The following is an 18,475-nucleotide window of genomic DNA, read 5'->3' as shown; positions in this document are numbered from 1 at the left end:
CCAGCCATCTGTGCCCAACTGGCCGACCGTCCAGGGCTAAAGCCCTTACCGCCCTGCCTGTTGGTGCTCGATGCCTCCCGGGTTGGCTCGCTCTCTGTTCTTAAAACGAGCTCACAGATCCATAATCCTGTGCATTGCCTGCCAGCCGTCCGGTGTCGCTTCACGACGCCTACCGCCTTGCCTGCAATTGCTCGGATTATAAGCGGATCTGTTCGCTCTCTGTTCTCTTGAAAGGAGATTTTCTTTGTTACATCTACTAAGCCAACTGTATGGACCATTTTTTGATGGCCATAACTGGGCGGCGGTATTAACCAGCGGAAATGACTGGTTGATCATCGGGTCGTTAGTTTTAATTGAATGTTTATTGTCCGTGGATAATGCGGTTGTACTGGCTGCACAAACAACGTCGCTGACCAATCTGCGTGAACGTGAAAAATCACTGTTTTATGGATTATGGGGTGCCTATTTATTTCGTTTTCTGATCATCGGTATAGGCACCTATCTAATTGATTTTTGGATTATCAAAGTCATTGGCGCAGCCTACCTATGTTATTTGGTTTATCGGTATTTTCATCATTTGGTGACCAAACGTAAACGCCATCCAGTTGATGGTACAGCACAACCCGTTAAGCCGCGACGAATTGCTGGGCTTTCGACATTTTGGTCAGTGGTTGTGCAGATTGAAATTATGGATATCGTATTTTCTATCGATTCTGTACTGACGTCACTCGCAATTTCAAACAATCCAGTAGTGGTGTTGATCGGTGGTTTAATCGGGATTTTATGTATGCGAGGGATTGCCGAAATCATTATGAATTTGATGCGACGAATCCCCGAATTAGAAACGATGGCTTACGTGTTGATTGGTGTTATTGCAGTGAAATTGTTCTTGTCAATTCCAGCAATTGATATTGAAATTCCAGCACCAATTTTTGGCCTGTTTGTGTTGAGTGCTGTGGGTGTGACATTTGTGATTCACTTCTTCAGACGTGCACATCACAAAACGACAAAAGCGAATTAAGTTATAAGTATCCGTTCACAACTGTGGGCGGATTTTGTTTTATAATGACCTCGACTAATTCAGATTGAGGAGGAATTTAACATGGCAGACTATCAGGCAAGCACCGCAGAAGGCAGCATTAAGATTGATGACTTGGCAAGCCTTGAAGGACGTGTCCGTGATCGCATGGAAGCTGGTGCTTTTGGCTACATTCAAGGTGGGGCTGAAGCGGAATGGACGATGCAAGAAAACACGGCAGCGTTTGATCATGCGCAGATCGTACCGCGAGTGTTGCGCGACATTCAGGATCCAGATTTACATACCAAATTATGGGATATTGATTTAAAGACACCATTGATTGATGCACCAGCGGCCGCACATGGACTTGCACATGTACATGGCGAATTGGAAACAGCCGCCGGTGTTGCTGCCGAGGGCACGATTATGTCTGTTTCTACGTACGCTAATGAAAGTGTCCCTGACATTGCCAAAGCTGGCGATGGTGGTGCGCAATTTTTCCAACTGTATATGAGCAACGATGATGGTTTTAATCACTGGATTCTCGATCAAGCGGTAGCGAGTGGCTACAAAGCAATTGTTTTAACGGCCGATGCCTCGCTTGGTGGCTATCGTGAGGCAGATGTGAAGACCGGTTTTCAATTTCCGCTGCCAATGGTCAATTTGGCTAATTATGCGAATAACGGGACTAGTGGTGAAGGGCTCAACATCATGGAGATTTATGCCCGGGCTAAACGTAATTTAAGCCTTGCGGATATTGAGGCGGTCGCCAGTTACACAAATTTGCCAGTGATCGTGAAGGGTGTTCAGTCTGCACCCGATGCGACACTTGCGATTGGTGCTGGTTCGAAAGGAATTTGGGTTTCCAATCATGGCGGTCGGCAATTAGACGGTGGGCCAGCTTCCTTTGATGTATTGCCAAGTATTGCGGCAGCTGTGGATCATCAAGTACCGATTATTTTTGATTCAGGGATTCGGCGTGGTGAACATGCTTTTAAGGCATTGGCTAGTGGGGCAGATCTTGTTGCCTTTGCCCGTCCATTGTTCTATGGGCTGAACCTTGGCGGCGTAGACGGTGTTCGGTCTGTGATTCAGCACTTTAACCAAGAACTAACGATCACGATGCAATTGGCTGGTACCAAGACAATCGCGGATATTAAACAGACGCAACTGTTGCGCAAACGGATTTATGACGGAACGCTGTAAATTTGTAAGTAAAACCCGTATACTAACGTCATTCAATATTTACGGGAGAAAAATATGGCACAAACAGTGACAACACAAGTCCAAATTGACGAAGCAACCGCCGATGGTTTGTCAGTGATTGATTTTTGGGCACCTTGGTGTGGCCCTTGTAAGATGATGGAACCAGTTTTAGATCAACTGGAAGCATCTTATGGTGAAAAAATTCACTTTTTGAAGATGAACGTGGATGACCATCAGGAAATTGCCGAGCAATACAAGGTGATGAGTATTCCCAGCTTGGTTGTGTTCAAAAATGGCAAGGCTGTTGAAAAAGTGAGCGGGTACTATCCAAAAGAAAAGCTGGCAAATTATCTGCAGGCAAAGGTAACTGAGAGCGAACTGGCCTGATCTGAATCCGAGCAAGAGCAGGGACGGTGGTAGGCGCTTTAGCTCCGGACAGCGGCCAGGTTCTGCACAGAATTCAAGGCTGATGAGCTCGTTTTAGCTATATAAACGATAACGATTGGTTCTGATAAGGACGTGTTAAAAAGGATTGAGAAAGTGTGACTTTTTCAATCCTTTTTTATAACTTATGAAGCCGCCACGGCTACTTGGATTGGTGCTGTACCGAATCTTTGTCCAGCGTAATAAATTGAAAATGGATACACGTGAAGTCTAAAAACGGAACTTAGTACAGTTTTCAAAAACAAATTCCTAAAATTTCCCCAACATCATGCCGCTTTGATAAATCGTTCCCGCTAACCGCGTTATAATTACGCCATTATCTTTTGGGAGCGACGAGATGCCGGAACACGAAAAACAGACTAAAGTATATAAATTGCCGCGGCAGGATCGGTTTATTCGCTGGCTGATTGGTTCATTGTGTGTCTTGCTGGTTATGGCCGGCGTGGTGCTTGGCTGGGAAGCCAGTGAACAAAAGGAATTGGGTCATGTGCAAGTTACATACAGTAAAACACCAACTGTTTTTGTTTCCGGTGACTATAGTAACTGGCTGACCTTTGGTCCGATGACCAAACGGTTGCAACGCTACGATATTGGGCAGGCTGTGTGGACGATTCACATTGCAAAAAATGGTCACGCACATATTGAAAAGCGCGGGCCACTCGGTAATAAGAATCCACTGATTCTAGTGCTTTTCAGCGATAATCATCATCCAATCCGGCAAAGCAAGCAATTAACCGCCGCTATGTACATGCTGAAAAAACGTGAGCATATACCGGCCGTTAACTTTGTTGGGCATTCCTCAGGTTGTAATATTATTTATCAATATTTAACGGGAAAGGCTGCGGATCAACGTGCTGATTACCCAAGGACAGATAAGTACATTAATATTGCCACAAACTTTTCGAAGCAAGAGAAGTCAGCTGCCGAACGTTTCCCACGTGAGGTGAAAGTATTGAATATTGCTGGGGATGTATTTGGTACTGGTGGCGACTTTGGGATTTCTGTTAAGGATGATCATCAGTTGGGAGAGATGCTAGCTGGCCGAGTCGACCATTATCAAAGTGAAACACTTGTTGGCGGGATTCTAGAAATTCACTATCTTTTACACCAAAATCCACATGTTGATCGTAGTGTAGCCAACTTCTTGTGGGATGCGAAGTATACACCGGCAACAAATTATCCAACACACTAATAAGCGAGTGGGCAAAAAGTCGGGAAGTAGCGAGCAAGACTTAGAACGGCCGTACGGACTGGTCTTCAATCCGGTAGGTTGTTCGTAGTCTGCACAGCGACTTGACTTTTGACGCACGTTTCCGCTATTGAAACTTAGAAAACAACAATGGGTCTGGCAGACATAATTAGTTATGTCTGCCAGACCCATTGTTGTTTATCGTTTTATGCCTGATTTAATTTAGCTAAAATGCTTGAAAGTTCTTGTTTACGCAGTTGTCGTGGGATAAAGGTACCGAATTCATCATCGTTAAAACCGACTTGTAAGATCTTGCGTTGGTCGTCAAAGGCAATTGGCCACCGCAACATTTTCGGATTTTCTGAAATAACGGTAACCATTTTGCGAAGTGGCAATGAGGCCATATCCATTGTTTTTGATAAGGCTTGCATTGCAAGCGAGCGAGGTGCGAGTAGTTCATCGCAGCCATCTTCACTGGCGGCTAGAAATTCGCGAACAGTTTCAACGGTTAGTTTTTCACGTGATTTAACAGTTAACTTAGCAGTCGTGTCAATTGGGTGTTCTTTGAATGGGACAGCGTTGTCCTTTAACCAAGCAATGGCGTGGCGGCATGAAGTTGATGATCCAATCGTGTAAATGTGTAGCATGAGCAAGTCCTCCTTAGAAAATGTGGATTTGTGTAATGTTGCAATCTACTATCTGAATCGTGTTTGTTAATGAATTTCTCACTAATAAATTAATGTTTCTGTATAACTATAATTATTAGCTTTTATAAATCATAATAAAAGCAACTTAAAACAGACTTAAAAAATCTTAATTTAGGCGATTTTTTTGACAAGCAGGTCAACAAATGACCGAATTAGTTCCTAAAGTGAACTTCTGTGATTGACGAGAATGACTGATATTACAGGATTCTTATGCATTTGAAAAAGAGGGATGTGCTAAACTGACCATATGAAAAATAATAATCAAACAGCATCGACCACGAGAATGCAACGGCATGAAAATAAGCCGATGAAAGTTCAACCAACGATTCGTAAAAGGCACGTTCACGGATTTTTGAGTTTTTTATTAGGACTGATCTTTATTCTGGTATTGGCAATTCGATTGACCGTTTTAAGCGGGCCTTTTATGGTGCGAGCAGTCCAATCTCCAGTAGTTGTTAATCAAGTACATGATTCTATCGCTACGCAACTGCAAGAAAAAAACCTTCCAGCCAACTTAGCGACCAACGACTTAATTAAAGCGGTTTTGAAAACAGGCACGCGGCAAACCTACGCGGGACAAGACGTTAACTTTGATGTTCCAACTGTACAAAATGCGGTGACGGATGATGTCAATCAGCAAGCTAGCAATGTTGGCATTAATGCAGGCGTCGCAAGCGCAGCGACGAGTACAGTTGCTGGCTTGGTACTGTCTGCGTTGACGGTGAATTACCAGAATGAATGGTTAACGAACTTTGCTGAGCATGTACATCAATATCAAGTTGAAGCAACAGTTGTCGCAGTAATCACGGGTGTTTTATGGATGCTACTAATGCGTCGAAATCGCCGAGTACGACGGGATCGTCGGGCATTGTTAGCGGTAAAGGAGTAATTAAAATGAAACTTGGCTTTATTGGTACCGGTGTAATGGGCGCGGCCATCGTAGAGAATTTGTTGAAAGCTGGCAATGCAGTGACGGTGTACAACAGAACGCAGGCAAAGGCGGCATCGTTGATTAAGCAAGGCGCTAAGTGGGCTGATTCACCAGCGATTGTGGCAGCAAAAAGCGAGATTGTGTTGACGATGGTTGGGTATCCAAAAGATGTAGAAAGTGTTTACTTTGGTGAAGATGGTGTTTTTGCTGGAGTCCAGCCTGGCAGCATCATCGTTGATATGACAACAAGTACACCGTCGTTAGCGGCAAAGATTGCTGCTGCGGCGCCTGTCTATCAGGTGACCGCCCTCGATGCACCAGTTTCGGGTGGTGATATTGGTGCTAAGGAAGCACGCTTGACAGTGATGGTTGGCGGCGAACAAGCGGCCTATGATCGTATTAAACCCGTGTTTGAGCAATTAGGGCAGGCAATTCATTTGTTTGGACCAGCTGGTTCAGGGCAACACGCGAAGATGGCAAACCAGATTATGATTGCCGGCACCATGACTGGTCTGACCGAAATGCTTGTTTACGCAAAGGCGGCAGGTTTGAACTTGCCAGATGTTTTGGCGACGCTTAGCGCTGGTGGCGCGGATAACTGGTCGATGGATAATTATGTGCCACGAATTTTGAAGAATGATTATACGCCGGGATTTTTTGCGAAGCATTTTCTGAAAGATTTACGGATTGCGTTGGATGAGGCTGACAAAATGAACATCGACCTGCCTGCGACAACAATTGCGCGGCAGCTGTATGAGCAGTTGGTTGATGAACGTGGTTTAGGTGATGATGGCACACAGGCGTTAGTGAAACTGTGGTGGTCATAGAATACTCGAGCAGAAGATGAAGACTAAAAAGCCAGGTCAATTTTGACCTGGCTTTTTAGTCTTCATCTGAATCATTTGAGATAAGTCGATACTCTGCTAACTGTGTTTGCAGTGACTGTTTAAGTTCGGAAGTATCGATAACATCGTTAATTTTATCAAGGGCAGTTAACTCAGCGGCTAATTTTTTGGTAGAGAGTCCATGGGAGGCACTGTTGCTGTATGTGACGTAATGATATGTCTGATAAGCATCGTACCAAAAAGTGTCGGCGTCACGAATGTAGCTGACATTAAACAGCTGATCTTCCATGACTGTAAGTGTCATATCGAAGCGTAAATGATTAGCTTCAATAATGTCTCTGCGATAGCATTTATTCCATAAGAATCCGCGAATATCACCGCTTGGTTTAATGATATCCTGTAACATCTCACCTTGGGTCAATGAACGTGATAATGGCTTGTTGGTCGAAGCCTTTAACAATTGACCATCCGCGAAATAGCCACAACAAGCTAACTGTACCTTTTGTTCAGTCATGTTGATCACAAAACGGTTAATGTAATCTGGTTCACACCAATCATCGCTATCGACAAAGCAGATAAAGGTACCAGATGCATTGTCCAAAGCTAGGTTTCGGGCGGCGGACACACCTTGGTTGGTGCTTTGGTGAAAGACATGAATGCGCGCGTCGTGTTCTGCCCAGAAATCGCAGAGCAACCCTGAATCATCAGTTGATTTATCGTCGATGACTAATAGTTCAACGTTTTGATATGTTTGCCGTAATAGACTGCCGAGACAATGGTCGAGATATAAAGCGGCGTTATAAACAGGAATGATAATTGAAACGAGCGGTTGCATACGGGGGCCTCCGAATAGGTGATTTTATCTTTAGGATACATGAAATGAAGTGGGGATGCATCTGGATATGGGAAAAGGAAAATGACCAGTACGTGCCGGGGTGGATGGGCGCGTACTGGTCATTTTTTGTGGACTAGGGCTTTAAATTGAATACGTTGTAGGTTCTATAGTCGAAACGTGCGATTCAGTCTAAAAGCCTGTGCATTGCCTGCTAGCCGTCCGGTGTCGTTTCACGACGCCTACCGCCTTGCCTGCAATTGCTCGGCTTTTAACCGGGCTGAATCGCACTCTGTTCTATAGTTCATCAAAGAATCCAAATAACTTTTCCTTGGTTAACTGTTTCTTTTCTTCACCACGTACATCATACGTAACCTTGCCGTCGCTCAGCACGATTAGGCGATTGCCATAGGTTAAAGCGTCTTCCAGTCGATGGGTGATCATCAGACAGGTTAAGTGATCTTGTGCAATGCGGTCATTGGTCGTGGTCATAAGCTGTTGCGAAGTCTTTGGATCCAGTGCCGCGGTATGTTCATCTAGCAGCAAAAGTTCTGGCTTACTTTCCACCGCCATCAAAAAGCTCAATGCTTGTCGTTGACCACCGGACAGGTTTCCTGTGGCAGTATTCAGACGATTTTCTAAATTGTTCTGCATTGAGGCAGCCATGGTTTTGAATTCAGCCATGTGGCTGCGCAATCCACGTAGGTGCAGGCCACGACGCTGTCCGCGATGTGATGCTAGGAGTAAGTTTTCCGCAACACTCATTCGTGGCGCCGTACCAAGTTTAGGATCTTGAAAGACGCGGGCCAAAAAGCGTGTACGTTGTTCTTCAGTTTCCTGTTTAACAGAGTCACCGTGTAAAAGCACGTCACCTTCATCAGCTGCTAGATTGCCGCCAATCACGTTAAACAACGTTGATTTACCGGCACCATTAGCACCCAATACCGTTATGAAATCGCCAGGATAAATGGTCAGATTTAAATCATTTAAAATTTTGGTGGCAGACGGGGTGTGTGCATTTACAATGGTGGAAACGTGTTTCAACTCTAATAATGGTACTGAACTAGTTGTGTTGGTCATTGCGGACACTCCTTTCGATGAGCCGGTCAAAGTGTAAAAACTTACGGAAGCGTGGTAGTAGTAAGCAAAGTGCCAAGATGATGGCTGATAGTAAGTTTAAGTCGTTTGCTGAGAAGTTTAATTGCAACACAATCAGTAACACGAAACGATACAAGATACTACCAAGCGTGACTGCGACTAGGCGTTGGGAAAGCGATAGTTCACCAAAAGCAACTTCACCGATGATAATGGAAGCCAATGCGATAACGATGATCCCAATTCCCATGTTGACGTCAGCATAGCCGTTGTTTTGAGCGACTAAGGCACCGCCCATGGCGATCATCCCGTTTGAGATCATCAAGCCCATGATGGTCATTCTGTCCGTTTTGATACCGATAGAACGTGCCATCGTGGGATTGTCACCAGTGGCGATGAACGCTTGACCAAGATCGGTATTCAAGAAGAATACCAATAGTACGGTAATGATAATGATTACAATCATGCCGACGAAGACACCGTCAAAGTATTGTGGTAATGAATCTAAGAAATTGTTTTTAAACAGCGTTGCTTTGCCTAACAGGCTCAAATTGGCACGACCCATGATACGCAGATTGATTGAATAGGCGGCGGTCATCATTAAAATTCCGGCTAGCAGAATTGGAATTTTTCCCTTTGTATATAGGAGACCGGTGATTAACCCTGCTAACATGCCGGCCAGAAAGGCACAGCCGGTGGCAAGTAGCGGATTCATGCCCTTAGTAATAAGGGCAACAGCTGTGGCGGCACCTAAGGGGAAGGTTCCTTCAACGGTCATATCGGGGAAGTCAAGAATTCTAAATGTGAGGAACAGGCCGAGGCCTAAGATGGCCCACAGGAGACCTTGTCCAATTGCGGATGTGATTAAGCTCATTTGTAAAGTTCTCCCTTCTTACTTGCCTCGTTGATGAGTGATTGTGGAACGGTGATGCCAAGTTCTTTAGCGGCTTTTAGGTTAACTGTTAAATCGCTATCAGTTACAAAGTCGATTGGTGTATTCGCGGGTTTGGCCTTGTGACGTAAAATGGCAACAGCCATATCACCGGTGTGACGGCCTAACTTGTACTGATTGATGGAATAAGTTGCCAAGCCACCTTGTTTAACCATTGTGTCCGCACCAGGAAATACTGGAATCTTCTTGGCATTGGTATTTTTAACCAGTGTTTGCATCGCGCTGGCGATGGTGTTGTCGGTTGGTACATACACAGCATCGACTTCATTTGCCATTGTCTGTGAGACTTGGTTAACATCATTGGTGCTAGCGATAGTGTAAGTTTTCAAAGCAATGTGTTGTTTTTCGCACAGGGCTTTAAATTGACGATATTGAGTTGCTGCAGAATCATCGCTTGACGTATAAATGATGCCTAATGTTTTTAAGTTTGGCGTCAATTGTTTGATTAAGCGTAGCTGCTTTTCCAAAGGCGGATGATCCGACACTCCGGTCACATTACCGCCAGGATGTTCATTAGTTTTAACGAGCTTAGCGCCTTCAGGATTCGTGACAGCGCCAAGGACGACAGGAATCTTATGCGTGGCGTTGGCGAGAGCTTGACCAGAAGGTGTTGCAATCCCAATGGCGACGTTGACGTGTTCATTGACGAACCGTGCGCTCATGCTTTGCAGATTGCTTTGGTCACCCTGGGCATTTTGAAAATCAATGTGGATGTCCTTACCAGGTTTGTACCCATGTGCTTTGATACTGTCGTCAATACCGCGATTAATGGCATCCAAGGCGGGATGACTTAATAATTGCAGTACTCCGACGGTGGGTACTTTTTCCTGAGCGGCCTGTTGTTTGCGTTCAGCGACGAAAGCGACGCCTAGGAAGATTAAAATAATGGCAATGAGGCTGTACATACGTTTCATGTAAATAACTCCTTTAGGTTAGAGAGTGGACCAGCCTGTTTTGAATCCGAGCAAGAACAAAGACGGTGGTAGTGGCTTTAGCCACGGACAGCGGCTAAGTTCTGCACAGGATTCAAGGCTGAGTAACTCGTTTTAGCTGCGAGTACATTTAAAAATAACAGGGGCGCCGTGTTGCTATGAAAACAAAAAAGACAGTCCGTGGTTTGCACGAACTGCCGTCATAAAAAAATCACCGGGCTCGCACATAGTTCCATGCGGACGCGGTGATGAATTCACATCAAAGTTAGTCGGCACAGATGTAATCGAAGAAATCTGTCTTCAGATTGCATCCATGCAAGATGGTGGTTGCGCAATCTGAATTACCGGCTTTGCCAAGTATTCAGTTGGGTATGTAAGTTGATAACCATCACAACTAACTTCCTTTCTCGAGACTGTCTTTAGAAAGTAGTTTAGGGGAAGGACCAAAAGATGTCAAACACCTTTTGAAAAAAGTTTGTCAGCATCCGCATAGATGCGTATCCTAAATATCAGTCATTTATATGTAGAGAAGGAATTATCATGAAGAAAATAATTGCGGTCGGTGGTTTTGCTTTTATTGGCGGTAGCTTACGTGAATTGCTGGAACTATTGTTTCCGATGACGTCACAATGGTTTGCGACAACAATTCTAATCAATGTGATTGGCGCTTTTTTGTTGGCAATGATCAACTTTTGGTTAGCAAATCGATTACCCTTACCGAGTGAATTAGTTTTAGGCTTGGGTACAGGGATGATTGGTGCTTTTACAACGTTTTCCAGTTTTTCATTGGAGTGTGTGAAGCTGATGACAACGGGGCACGTCGTCATTGTCGTTAGTTACCTGGCACTTTCCCTAATCGGTGGAATCCTAGCAGCACTTGGTGGTAAACGACTAGCAGTTTGGCTATTAGCAAGAACGGATGGTGAGCTTGATGCATAACCTAGGGTTAGCGGCCTTAGCAGGTGTTGGCGCAAGTGTTGGTGCGTTGCTGCGATACACAGTCATGCAGGTTAGCAAGCTATTTTCACGGCAACCACATTTTCCGTGGCCAACATTTTTGATCAACATTACCGGGAGTTTTTGTCTAGGGGTGACAATGGGCAGTCAGTTGGCACCATTTATTAAAGTTTTGATTGGTGCTGGTATTCTTGGCGGCTTTACGACATTTTCAACCATGGCTAACGAAATCGTCTTGCTGATTGATGAACGACGTTGGTGGACGGCTAGTAGTTATGTTTTAGCATCGACAGGTTGTGGGTTATTAGCAGCATGGATTGGATTTATCGTTCTCTAGACGTGCAAAACGCTGTAAAAATGAGTAAACTTTCAGTGACCGAGTGAATTATTAAACATGAAAACAGGTGAAAATGATGAAAATTGCGGTGCTGACAGACAGTTCGGCATACTTAACTCAAGCCGATATTGACCGGTATCACATTTATGTAGTGAATGATCCCGTCTTGTTTGGCAATCATGTTTATCATGAAAATGTCGACCTTGATAGCGATAAGTTTTATGCGATGTTGAAGACCGAACACGTGACGCCAACAACTTCCCAAGCGTCCAATGGAGAAGTGCAGCGGGTGCTGGATCAAGCACTCGCTGATGGCTATGACACTGCCATTGTGGTGGGGTTGTCGAGTGGTATTTCGGGCTTCATTTCAAATGTAACGGCGTATGCACCATCTGTGACTGATATCGACGTGCACGTATGGGATTCACGGATTGCATGTTCAGGCGCTGGTAACCAGGTGTTGCTTGCCGCAGCCTTGGCTGAAAAGGGTATGTCAGTTGATGAAATCTTTGAACGTTTAGCGCAGCTGCGTGAAACAACTAAGGTTATGTTCGTTGTTGATGATATGCGTCATTTGATGCGTACTGGGCGAATTTCGAATGGGCAGTCACTAATTGGGACGATGCTGCAAATCAAACCAATGCTCGCGTTCACACCGGAAGGTAAAATTGTTGCCACAGGGCGTGAACGACAAATGAAGCGTGCATTCACAACCATCACGACTAATTTTCATAAGGTTGTTGATAGTGTAGATTATCCGCTACGTGTCAGCATTGTAGATGCTAATAATCCGCAGATGAAGGCCCAGTGGTTAGCAGCAGGGGCAGCTGAATTTCCGTCTGTGACCTTTGAGGACAGTATTATTGGACCATTGATTGGGGTTCACACTGGTGAAAAAGCCATGGGTTTCATTTATGCGCGTGATTGGCAGAGCTTTTTGAACTAAACAACGATTTTAACGAGTAGGATTGGTCTAGATACCAACCCTATTTTTTGTGGATTTCTTTTGTGATGAAAACAATGCGCGCGTTTAGTGAAAATAAATGAAAAAAATTTAGCCTGCGCAAACGCTTGAAAATAGTGGAACTAAAAGACTGGTCTAGATCATTACTTGAAATGTTTCCTTGATATATCAGTGATTAACGGTAATATTATTTTCATTGGTATAAACGAACAAGGAGATTTCTGAAAACATGAAAGATTACTTCCAAAAGATTGGCCGGTCATTAATGTTACCGGTCGCAACATTACCTGCAGCAGCTTTACTAACAGGGATTGGTCACTGGATTGGTACAGGTAATGCTGCGGGGGCCTTTTTAATTAATGGTGGGATGGCGATTCTAGATTCGCTGGCCTTGCTATTTGCGATTGGCCTTGCTTTGGGAATGTCTGAGAAACAAGACGGTGCTGCGGCTGTTGCTGGTCTTGTTGCCTACTTAATTCCGAGTTACATGCTGAATCCAGTTAACTTAGCTGGTTTATTGCATGTCAAGGTCAGTGCAGTGAATCCTGCATTTACCGCGATTCATAACAACGTTTTGATTGGGATCATTGCAGGCCTAATCGCCGCTGCGTTATACAATCGGTTCCATGAAACCAAACTACCAATGGCGCTGTCATTTTTTTCTGGGAAGCGAAGTGTGCCAATTCTAGCGGCTGTTAGTATGCTTGTGATCACCTTGGTCTTATTGTTTGTCTGGCCTGCTGTGTATGGTGCGTTGGTTGCTTTCGGAACCATGATCGCCAAACTGGGCTGGGTGGGTGCTGGATTATACGGATTTTTCAACCGTCTGTTGATTCCAACCGGCTTGCATCATGCATTAAATGCTGTCTTCTGGTTCAATGTTGCCGGTATTAACGATATGGGTAAATGGTTGGCTGGCACCGGTACTGCTGGTGTGACAGGAATGTACATGGCTGGCTTTTTCCCAGTGATGATGTTTGGTTTGCCTGCTGGGGCCTATGCGATTTATCGGAATGCGAAACCTGAAAACAAAAAGCAAACTGGTTCATTGATGTTAGCGGGTGCGTTTGCCTCATTCTTTACTGGTGTGAGCGAACCGCTAGAGTTCTCATTTATGTTTGTTGCTTGGCCATTGTATGTTTTACATGCAATCTTTACTGGTCTTTCGTTGGCACTTGCTGCGGCGATGCATTGGACCGCTGGTTTTTCATTTAGTGCTGGTTTTGTCGATTTCTTACTGAGTACCCGGATGCCATTAGCGCACATGCCACTAATGTTATTGGTGCAAGGCCTATTTATGGGCGTGATTTACTTTTTCGGTTTTGATTTTGCGATTAAACGGTTTGATTTAAAGACACCTGGTCGTGAGGATGCGACGGCCGTTGTTGACGATACTGCAACAGATGCTTCAGAGGACAAGTATTTGCATCAAGGTCGGCGCATCTGGGCCGCTATTGGTGGTAAAGAAAATGTTCAGACGATGAGTAACTGTACAACCCGTCTTCGTTGGCAGTTAGTTGATACAGCCAAGGTCGATATTGCTGCTATCAAAGCGGCTGGTGCGGCAGCTGTTAACGTGTTGGATGTTCATAATATTCAGATTATTATCGGTACAGAAGTTCAGTTCGTTGAAGATGCTTTGGAACAAATCGCTCATGGTGAGGTTGCTGCAGTCGCCGCTGGACCTGTAGACGCCGCAGTTGCAACAAAGCCAGCCGTCACTGAAGAAGCAAAAACGACCACCACGAATTTAGTGGCAGTCGCTGATGGTCAACAAATTGATTTGGCTGACGTTGCTGACAGTACATTTGCTGGTAAATTATTGGGTGATGGTTATGCAATTGAACCAGTCGATGGCAAAATTGCGAGTCCGGTTGATGGCAAAATTTCAATGATTTTTCCAACTAAGCATGCGTTTGGCGTTACCACCGAGAATGGATTGGAAATTCTGGTTCACGTTGGTATCAACACGGTGGAATTAGACGGTAAACCATTTACGACATTACTAGAGGCAGGCACTACGGTTAAGGCTGGGGATAACGTTTTAGTAGCTGATTTAGACGCGATTAAAGCAGCAGACAAGGCCATTACAACAATGGTCGTGGTCACGAATATGGACGTTGTGACGGATTTAAATATTGTGATGCATGAGGAAATCACGCGTGGCGATGACATGGGTGTCGTAACAGTCCATTAATGACATCTGTTACTTGCGCAGATAAATGCGTATACTGTGGAATAAACACAGGGAGGCCTGATGATGTCTGAAAACGAAATTACAGCGCATCCGCTAAAAGGCGCTGGGGCAAGTTTGGTATCAAACACGATTCTGTCTGGCGACGGCATTTTAAAATACGCAATCCGTGAAGATTCAGTGGCGGACTCCGATAATGGTTGGCGTTTCTTTGCAGACGATGATAATGATCCATTGGCGACCGAACTAACGCCAATTGATTTCAACTTAATCCTGCAAATACAACCAGCTGTGTTCGGCATCTTTGATTACCCAGCAGGTACGACATTACAGTTAGTGATCAGTGATAACGGCGCAGCACAATGGTGGGACAATGATTTAGCACATCCGGTCAAGGTGCGGACGCCAAAGTTACCGTTTTTAGAAGAAGATTAAAAAGCGCGCGGACCAAAAGAAGTGCCCCATAATTGTTAGACACACAAATCTAACAATTATGGGGCACTTCAGTTTTGTCAGCACTATTATTTTTGGTGCATTTCCGCCCACTTACCATGGCGAATGTTAATGAGCATATACAAGACGAATATTAAAGTGGTCGCGGATGCAAAGAACCGCCCACCTTTACTACGTGTGTTGAAGTCAAAACCCATGCCAAAGCGACGTTTCTTGAAGATACGATGGTAATTGTGTGTTGGTTTATCTGGATGCATATGAAGTCCTCCTTGCGCTATTTGGCGCGTTCTAGGATCTTGATCAAATTGCCTTCAAAATCGTTCACGTATACTGCCTGCAAGTCGCCATCAGCAATTGGACCGGCAATGATAGGCACCCAATAGTTTTGCAAGTGGCTCATCAAGTCATCAATCCGATCATGTGCTTGCAAGGTGAAGTCAGGATGGGCGACATCAGTATGCGGTTCATGTTCAGAAACAGTGTTAAATGTAACGAGCTTGCCGCCGACCGTAACGGTCTCGGTACCGTCATCTAAGACAGTGTCGGGCATGTCAAACACCTCGTGATAAAAACGCCAAGCACGTTTGGCATCGACGACATTGATATGATATTGGCTAATGGTTCGAACGTTCATTGCTGAAGACTTCCTTGTTTGTGATTACCTAAATTGTAGCATAACGCCGGTGTGACTTCGCTGGATTGGTCTCAAACCGCGAAATATGTTATCATTTTATTCACTGTTAAATAAGTAGAACGGCAAAAAAGTGACCACTACTGGCGCGTACAGTAACTGGTTCAGTAACCGGTTGGGGAAGTTTACCATGCCGGTTTTTATTTATGGTGCTGCTGTTACAACGAAGAAAAAGAGAGTAGATAAACTATGAGTTTGTTAGAAGTTTCCGACTTATCGATGAGCTTTGCCGATAAGGATTTATACGAAGATGCCAGCTTTCAGCTGGAAAAAGGTGAACACCTAGGGATTGTTGGTCAAAACGGGGCTGGTAAATCAACGCTGATCAAAATTCTTACAGGGACGTTGTTACCGGTATCTGGTGATATTAAATGGCAGAAAAATATCCGCATTGGTTACTTAGACCAATATGCCGATATTCCTGACGGGATGACGTTGATTGAGTTTTTGCATACTGCCTATGCTGATTTATATGCAATGGATGCACAGATGCAGAAATATTATGAAGACTATGCCACTTCCATGGATGACAAGCTATTGGAAAAAGCTGGTCGCCTACAAGATGAACTAGCTGCGCGTAATTTCTATGAAGTTGAAACTGAAATTGAACGTGTTATCACTGGTTTAGGCTTGAATGAAATCGGTAAGGATCATGTTGTATCTGAAATGTCTGGTGGCCAGCGGTCAAAGATTATTTTAGCCAAATTATTGTTGGAAAATCCTGAAGTAATCCTGCTGGATGAACCGACGAACTACCTGGATGTGGCACATATTCAGTGGTTAGAGGACTATTTAAATAGTTATGAAGGGGCCGCAATGGTCATTTCACATGACTATGACTTCCTAGAAGCTGTCACCAATGCGATTTGTGATGTTTCTTTTGGAAAAATCACAAAGTATCGTGGTAGCTTCAAGAAGGCCATGCAACAAAAGGAAGAAAAGCGTGAATTCCAAGAAAAGGCCTACGAAAGGCAACGGGTCGTCATTGAAAAAAATGAAAAACTGATTTCGAAGTTCAAAGCTGGTTCACATTCAAACATGGCTAAATCTCGGGAAAAGATGCTGAAACGAATGGATCGGATTGATCCACCGTCAGATAATCTACAGGCACGTTTTGATTTTCCTTACCTGGATACTGGCTCGCAAAATGCCTTGGTGGTCCGGAAACTGTCCGTCGGCTATGAGCACCCATTGTTAGCACCTGTGACCTTTACGCTGGGGACTTCGAAGAAGATTGCCTTTGCCGGATTCAATGGGGTTGGTAAGTCGACCTTAATTAAGTCAATTTTGGGGATGTTGACACCGCTGAGTGGGGAAGCTGAATTTTCACCATCAGCTAAAATCAATTACTTCAGCCAAGATTTAACCTGGGATGACGATAACCAAACGCCATTGCAGACCATTCAAAATGAATTTCCAACTATGCTACCCAAGACGATTCGGACAAAGTTAGGGGCTGCTGGAATCAATGCTACTAATGTCATGAAGCCGATGAATCTCCTATCTGGTGGGGAACAGACCAAGGTCAAGATTGCGATCATGGAATTGACCCCAGCCAACTTCCTGATTATGGATGAACCGACCAACCATTTGGATGACGAAACAAAGCGTGCGTTGAGTGAAGCCTTACAGAAGTTCCGAGGGAATTTAATCATGGTCAGCCATGAGGAAGGCTTCTATGACAGCTGGATTGATGAAGTTCTGAACGTGGAAAAATTAAGTTTACGAAAGTAGGGTTAGCATGCCTGATCAGCCTGAAATTCGTGATCAAACGTTGTCGCTAGATGATGTGGAACCCGATACTGTTTATGTGAACTGTACGTTTACTGTATCTAATCAAGCGCTTCATCTGATGGATGTAACCTTTGATCACTGTATATTTGAACAGACTAACTTTGATGATGTTGATTTCACGCGTGTTCATTGGCATCACAGCCAAGTGCCAAATGCGAGTTGGCAACGAAGTACCTGGTTTGAATGTCAGTTAGAAAGCCTACAGCTGGCCGGTGGCGATTTTTCACAGGCCGTGTTACGTGGGACAACATTTTCTGCCTGCAAACTAACATACGCAAACTTTAGCGAAATGCGCGCGGAGCACAGTCGTTTTTTAAATTGCGATTTGTTGGAAAGCGCCTTTCAAGCCGTCACAGTGAAAAAGGGTTTGGACTTCGCAGGTTCCCGCATTACGGATGCAGATTTTGTGGAAACGCAACTGGCTGGTTTTGATTGGCATGAGGCTGAGTTTGAAGCGCTCCGATTAGATTCTCGGTTAGTAAGAGGACTGATCGTTAGCCAGTACCAAGCTGCTCAGTTAATTGGCATGTTTGGTATCGAGGTCAAATAGGGGGGCTTTGTCCCCCAGCGCCAGGCCATTAGCAAGTTCGCTTTGCTCACCGTCGACCAGATGCGACACCTTACCACTACGGGCTTTGCGAATTCTTCGCAGCCCTTCGTTCTCAGTGTTACATCTGGTCTCCATTGCTAATGACCTGGCGCTGGGGGAGTGCTTTGCCCGCCTTGCGGGCAAAACACAAGTACAGTGAACGTCGAAGTAAACTCGCCGCCACGGTAACCTACAGCGGCCAACGTTCACTCTAAGTAATAGTTAACTGTAAACTCAAATAGCCGCTCCAACAAGCTACGTACGCGTAGAGTGTTGGAGCGGCTATTTGCTTTTGCGTCTGACTTTTACTTTGGTACTAACGGGTTTGTGCCGCCCGCAAAGCGG

At 44.7% G+C, this 18,475-nt stretch carries 20 protein-coding genes; 13 read left to right on the top strand and 7 right to left on the bottom strand.

Going from position 1 to position 18,475, the window contains the following annotated elements; genetic code table 11:
- Positions 1–244 precede the first annotated feature (244 nt).
- From IV55_RS04070 to IV55_RS04055, 4 genes are all read left to right on the top strand, one after another.
- Positions 245–1,021: a TerC family protein gene (locus tag IV55_RS04070; protein WP_057809643.1), complete on the top strand. Its 777-nt coding sequence runs from the start codon at positions 245–247 to the stop codon at positions 1,019–1,021.
- A gap of 81 nt (positions 1,022–1,102) precedes the next feature.
- Positions 1,103–2,224, top strand: a complete 1,122-nt coding sequence (locus tag IV55_RS04065; RefSeq protein WP_057809641.1) for a lactate oxidase — start codon at positions 1,103–1,105, stop codon at positions 2,222–2,224.
- A gap of 54 nt (positions 2,225–2,278) precedes the next feature.
- Positions 2,279–2,611, top strand: coding sequence for a thioredoxin (trxA, locus tag IV55_RS04060; RefSeq protein ID WP_057809639.1), 333 nt, complete (start codon positions 2,279–2,281; stop codon positions 2,609–2,611).
- A gap of 394 nt (positions 2,612–3,005) precedes the next feature.
- Positions 3,006–3,860, top strand: a complete 855-nt coding sequence (locus IV55_RS04055; RefSeq protein ID WP_057809637.1) for an alpha/beta hydrolase — start codon at positions 3,006–3,008, stop codon at positions 3,858–3,860.
- 203 nt (positions 3,861–4,063) lie between these two features.
- Here the strand turns inward: IV55_RS04055 and IV55_RS04050 are convergent, their stop codons facing one another.
- On the bottom strand, positions 4,064–4,504 hold the full coding sequence (locus IV55_RS04050) for an ArsC/Spx/MgsR family protein (RefSeq protein ID WP_057809636.1): 441 nt from the start codon (positions 4,502–4,504) through the stop codon (positions 4,064–4,066).
- Between the two features lie 367 nt (positions 4,505–4,871).
- Here IV55_RS04050 and IV55_RS04045 point away from each other — a divergent pair, with 367 nt between their 5' ends.
- Together IV55_RS04045 and IV55_RS04040 are read left to right on the top strand one after the other, a co-directional pair.
- On the top strand, positions 4,872–5,453 hold the full coding sequence (locus tag IV55_RS04045) for a hypothetical protein (RefSeq protein WP_157047458.1): 582 nt from the start codon (positions 4,872–4,874) through the stop codon (positions 5,451–5,453).
- A 5-nt stretch (positions 5,454–5,458) separates the two neighbouring features.
- Positions 5,459–6,322, top strand: coding sequence for an NAD(P)-dependent oxidoreductase (locus tag IV55_RS04040; protein WP_057809632.1), 864 nt, complete (start codon positions 5,459–5,461; stop codon positions 6,320–6,322).
- Positions 6,323–6,377: 55 nt separating this feature from the next.
- Here the strand turns inward: IV55_RS04040 and IV55_RS04035 are convergent, their stop codons facing one another.
- The 4 genes from IV55_RS04035 to trpX form a co-directional block, all read right to left on the bottom strand.
- A complete protein-coding gene (locus tag IV55_RS04035; protein WP_057809630.1) occupies positions 6,378–7,175 on the bottom strand; it encodes a glycosyltransferase family 2 protein in 798 nt (265 codons plus the stop codon).
- A gap of 294 nt (positions 7,176–7,469) precedes the next feature.
- On the bottom strand, positions 7,470–8,252 hold the full coding sequence (locus IV55_RS04030) for an ABC transporter ATP-binding protein (protein ID WP_057809628.1): 783 nt from the start codon (positions 8,250–8,252) through the stop codon (positions 7,470–7,472).
- The gene (locus IV55_RS04025; RefSeq protein ID WP_057809626.1) at positions 8,236–9,141 is read right to left on the bottom strand and encodes an ABC transporter permease; all 906 of its coding nucleotides are present in this window, start codon (positions 9,139–9,141) and stop codon (positions 8,236–8,238) included. Before IV55_RS04025 ends, IV55_RS04030 begins: the two co-directional genes overlap by 17 nt.
- Entirely contained in the window at positions 9,138–10,133 is a 996-nt protein-coding gene (gene trpX / locus IV55_RS04020; protein WP_057809624.1) for a tryptophan ABC transporter substrate-binding protein, read from the bottom strand. Before trpX ends, IV55_RS04025 begins: the two co-directional genes overlap by 4 nt.
- A 558-nt stretch (positions 10,134–10,691) precedes the next feature.
- Between trpX and IV55_RS04015 the strand changes: the two genes are divergently transcribed.
- The 5 genes from IV55_RS04015 (at position 10,692) to IV55_RS03995 (ending at position 15,038) form a co-directional block, all read left to right on the top strand.
- The gene (locus IV55_RS04015) at positions 10,692–11,090 is read left to right on the top strand and encodes a fluoride efflux transporter FluC (protein ID WP_057809622.1); all 399 of its coding nucleotides are present in this window, start codon (positions 10,692–10,694) and stop codon (positions 11,088–11,090) included.
- On the top strand, positions 11,083–11,445 hold the full coding sequence (locus IV55_RS04010) for a fluoride efflux transporter FluC (RefSeq protein ID WP_057809619.1): 363 nt from the start codon (positions 11,083–11,085) through the stop codon (positions 11,443–11,445). Before IV55_RS04015 ends, IV55_RS04010 begins: the two co-directional genes overlap by 8 nt.
- 73 nt (positions 11,446–11,518) lie before the next feature.
- Complete coding sequence (locus IV55_RS04005; protein WP_083483921.1) at positions 11,519–12,391, top strand: DegV family protein; 873 nt, start codon at positions 11,519–11,521, stop codon at positions 12,389–12,391.
- 247 nt (positions 12,392–12,638) lie between these two features.
- On the top strand, positions 12,639–14,606 hold the full coding sequence (gene nagE / locus IV55_RS04000; protein ID WP_057809615.1) for an N-acetylglucosamine-specific PTS transporter subunit IIBC: 1,968 nt from the start codon (positions 12,639–12,641) through the stop codon (positions 14,604–14,606).
- A gap of 63 nt (positions 14,607–14,669) precedes the next feature.
- Positions 14,670–15,038 (top strand): immunity protein Imm33 domain-containing protein, encoded by a 369-nt coding sequence (locus IV55_RS03995; protein ID WP_057809614.1) that lies wholly within the window; start codon positions 14,670–14,672, stop codon positions 15,036–15,038.
- 86 nt (positions 15,039–15,124) lie between these two features.
- On the opposite strand, the gene IV55_RS03990 is transcribed toward IV55_RS03995, so the two are convergent.
- Both IV55_RS03990 and IV55_RS03985 read right to left on the bottom strand, forming a co-directional pair.
- Complete coding sequence (locus IV55_RS03990) at positions 15,125–15,313, bottom strand: hypothetical protein (RefSeq protein WP_057809612.1); 189 nt, start codon at positions 15,311–15,313, stop codon at positions 15,125–15,127.
- Between the two features lie 17 nt (positions 15,314–15,330).
- Positions 15,331–15,690 carry a VOC family protein gene (locus IV55_RS03985; protein WP_057809610.1) on the bottom strand — a complete coding sequence of 120 codons (360 nt, stop codon included), beginning with the start codon at positions 15,688–15,690 and terminating at the stop codon, positions 15,331–15,333.
- A 246-nt stretch (positions 15,691–15,936) separates the two neighbouring features.
- Here IV55_RS03985 and IV55_RS03980 point away from each other — a divergent pair, with 246 nt between their 5' ends.
- Positions 15,937–17,481, top strand: coding sequence for an ABC-F family ATP-binding cassette domain-containing protein (locus tag IV55_RS03980; RefSeq protein WP_057809608.1), 1,545 nt, complete (start codon positions 15,937–15,939; stop codon positions 17,479–17,481).
- A 7-nt stretch (positions 17,482–17,488) separates the two neighbouring features.
- Entirely contained in the window at positions 17,489–18,091 is a 603-nt protein-coding gene (locus tag IV55_RS03975) for a pentapeptide repeat-containing protein (protein ID WP_057809606.1), read from the top strand.
- Positions 18,092–18,475: the final 384 nt, after the last annotated feature.

It is taken from the genome of Furfurilactobacillus siliginis (assembly GCF_001437435.1).
In the GTDB taxonomy this organism is placed as follows: Bacteria; Bacillota; Bacilli; order Lactobacillales; family Lactobacillaceae; genus Furfurilactobacillus; species Furfurilactobacillus siliginis.
This window is presented reverse-complemented; position numbering and strand designations above follow the sequence as displayed.

What these genes read in the sequence shown, in the direction of transcription:
- IV55_RS04065 (WP_057809641.1), top strand. Translation starts at nt 1,103, where the DNA reads ATGGCAGACTATCAGGCAAGCACCGCAGAAGGCAGCATTAAGATTGAT.
- trxA (WP_057809639.1), top strand. Translation starts at nt 2,279, where the DNA reads ATGGCACAAACAGTGACAACACAAGTCCAAATTGACGAAGCAACCGCC.
- IV55_RS04055 (WP_057809637.1), top strand. Translation starts at nt 3,006, where the DNA reads ATGCCGGAACACGAAAAACAGACTAAAGTATATAAATTGCCGCGGCAG.
- IV55_RS04050 (WP_057809636.1), bottom strand. Translation starts at nt 4,504, where the DNA reads ATGCTACACATTTACACGATTGGATCATCAACTTCATGCCGCCACGCC.
- IV55_RS04045 (WP_157047458.1), top strand. Translation starts at nt 4,872, where the DNA reads ATGAAAGTTCAACCAACGATTCGTAAAAGGCACGTTCACGGATTTTTG.
- IV55_RS04040 (WP_057809632.1), top strand. Translation starts at nt 5,459, where the DNA reads ATGAAACTTGGCTTTATTGGTACCGGTGTAATGGGCGCGGCCATCGTA.
- IV55_RS04035 (WP_057809630.1), bottom strand. Translation starts at nt 7,175, where the DNA reads ATGCAACCGCTCGTTTCAATTATCATTCCTGTTTATAACGCCGCTTTA.
- IV55_RS04030 (WP_057809628.1), bottom strand. Translation starts at nt 8,252, where the DNA reads ATGACCAACACAACTAGTTCAGTACCATTATTAGAGTTGAAACACGTT.
- IV55_RS04025 (WP_057809626.1), bottom strand. Translation starts at nt 9,141, where the DNA reads ATGAGCTTAATCACATCCGCAATTGGACAAGGTCTCCTGTGGGCCATC.
- trpX (WP_057809624.1), bottom strand. Translation starts at nt 10,133, where the DNA reads ATGAAACGTATGTACAGCCTCATTGCCATTATTTTAATCTTCCTAGGC.
- IV55_RS04015 (WP_057809622.1), top strand. Translation starts at nt 10,692, where the DNA reads ATGAAGAAAATAATTGCGGTCGGTGGTTTTGCTTTTATTGGCGGTAGC.
- IV55_RS04010 (WP_057809619.1), top strand. Translation starts at nt 11,083, where the DNA reads ATGCATAACCTAGGGTTAGCGGCCTTAGCAGGTGTTGGCGCAAGTGTT.
- IV55_RS04005 (WP_083483921.1), top strand. Translation starts at nt 11,519, where the DNA reads ATGATGAAAATTGCGGTGCTGACAGACAGTTCGGCATACTTAACTCAA.
- nagE (WP_057809615.1), top strand. Translation starts at nt 12,639, where the DNA reads ATGAAAGATTACTTCCAAAAGATTGGCCGGTCATTAATGTTACCGGTC.
- IV55_RS03995 (WP_057809614.1), top strand. Translation starts at nt 14,670, where the DNA reads ATGTCTGAAAACGAAATTACAGCGCATCCGCTAAAAGGCGCTGGGGCA.
- IV55_RS03990 (WP_057809612.1), bottom strand. Translation starts at nt 15,313, where the DNA reads ATGCATCCAGATAAACCAACACACAATTACCATCGTATCTTCAAGAAA.
- IV55_RS03985 (WP_057809610.1), bottom strand. Translation starts at nt 15,690, where the DNA reads ATGAACGTTCGAACCATTAGCCAATATCATATCAATGTCGTCGATGCC.
- IV55_RS03980 (WP_057809608.1), top strand. Translation starts at nt 15,937, where the DNA reads ATGAGTTTGTTAGAAGTTTCCGACTTATCGATGAGCTTTGCCGATAAG.
- IV55_RS03975 (WP_057809606.1), top strand. Translation starts at nt 17,489, where the DNA reads ATGCCTGATCAGCCTGAAATTCGTGATCAAACGTTGTCGCTAGATGAT.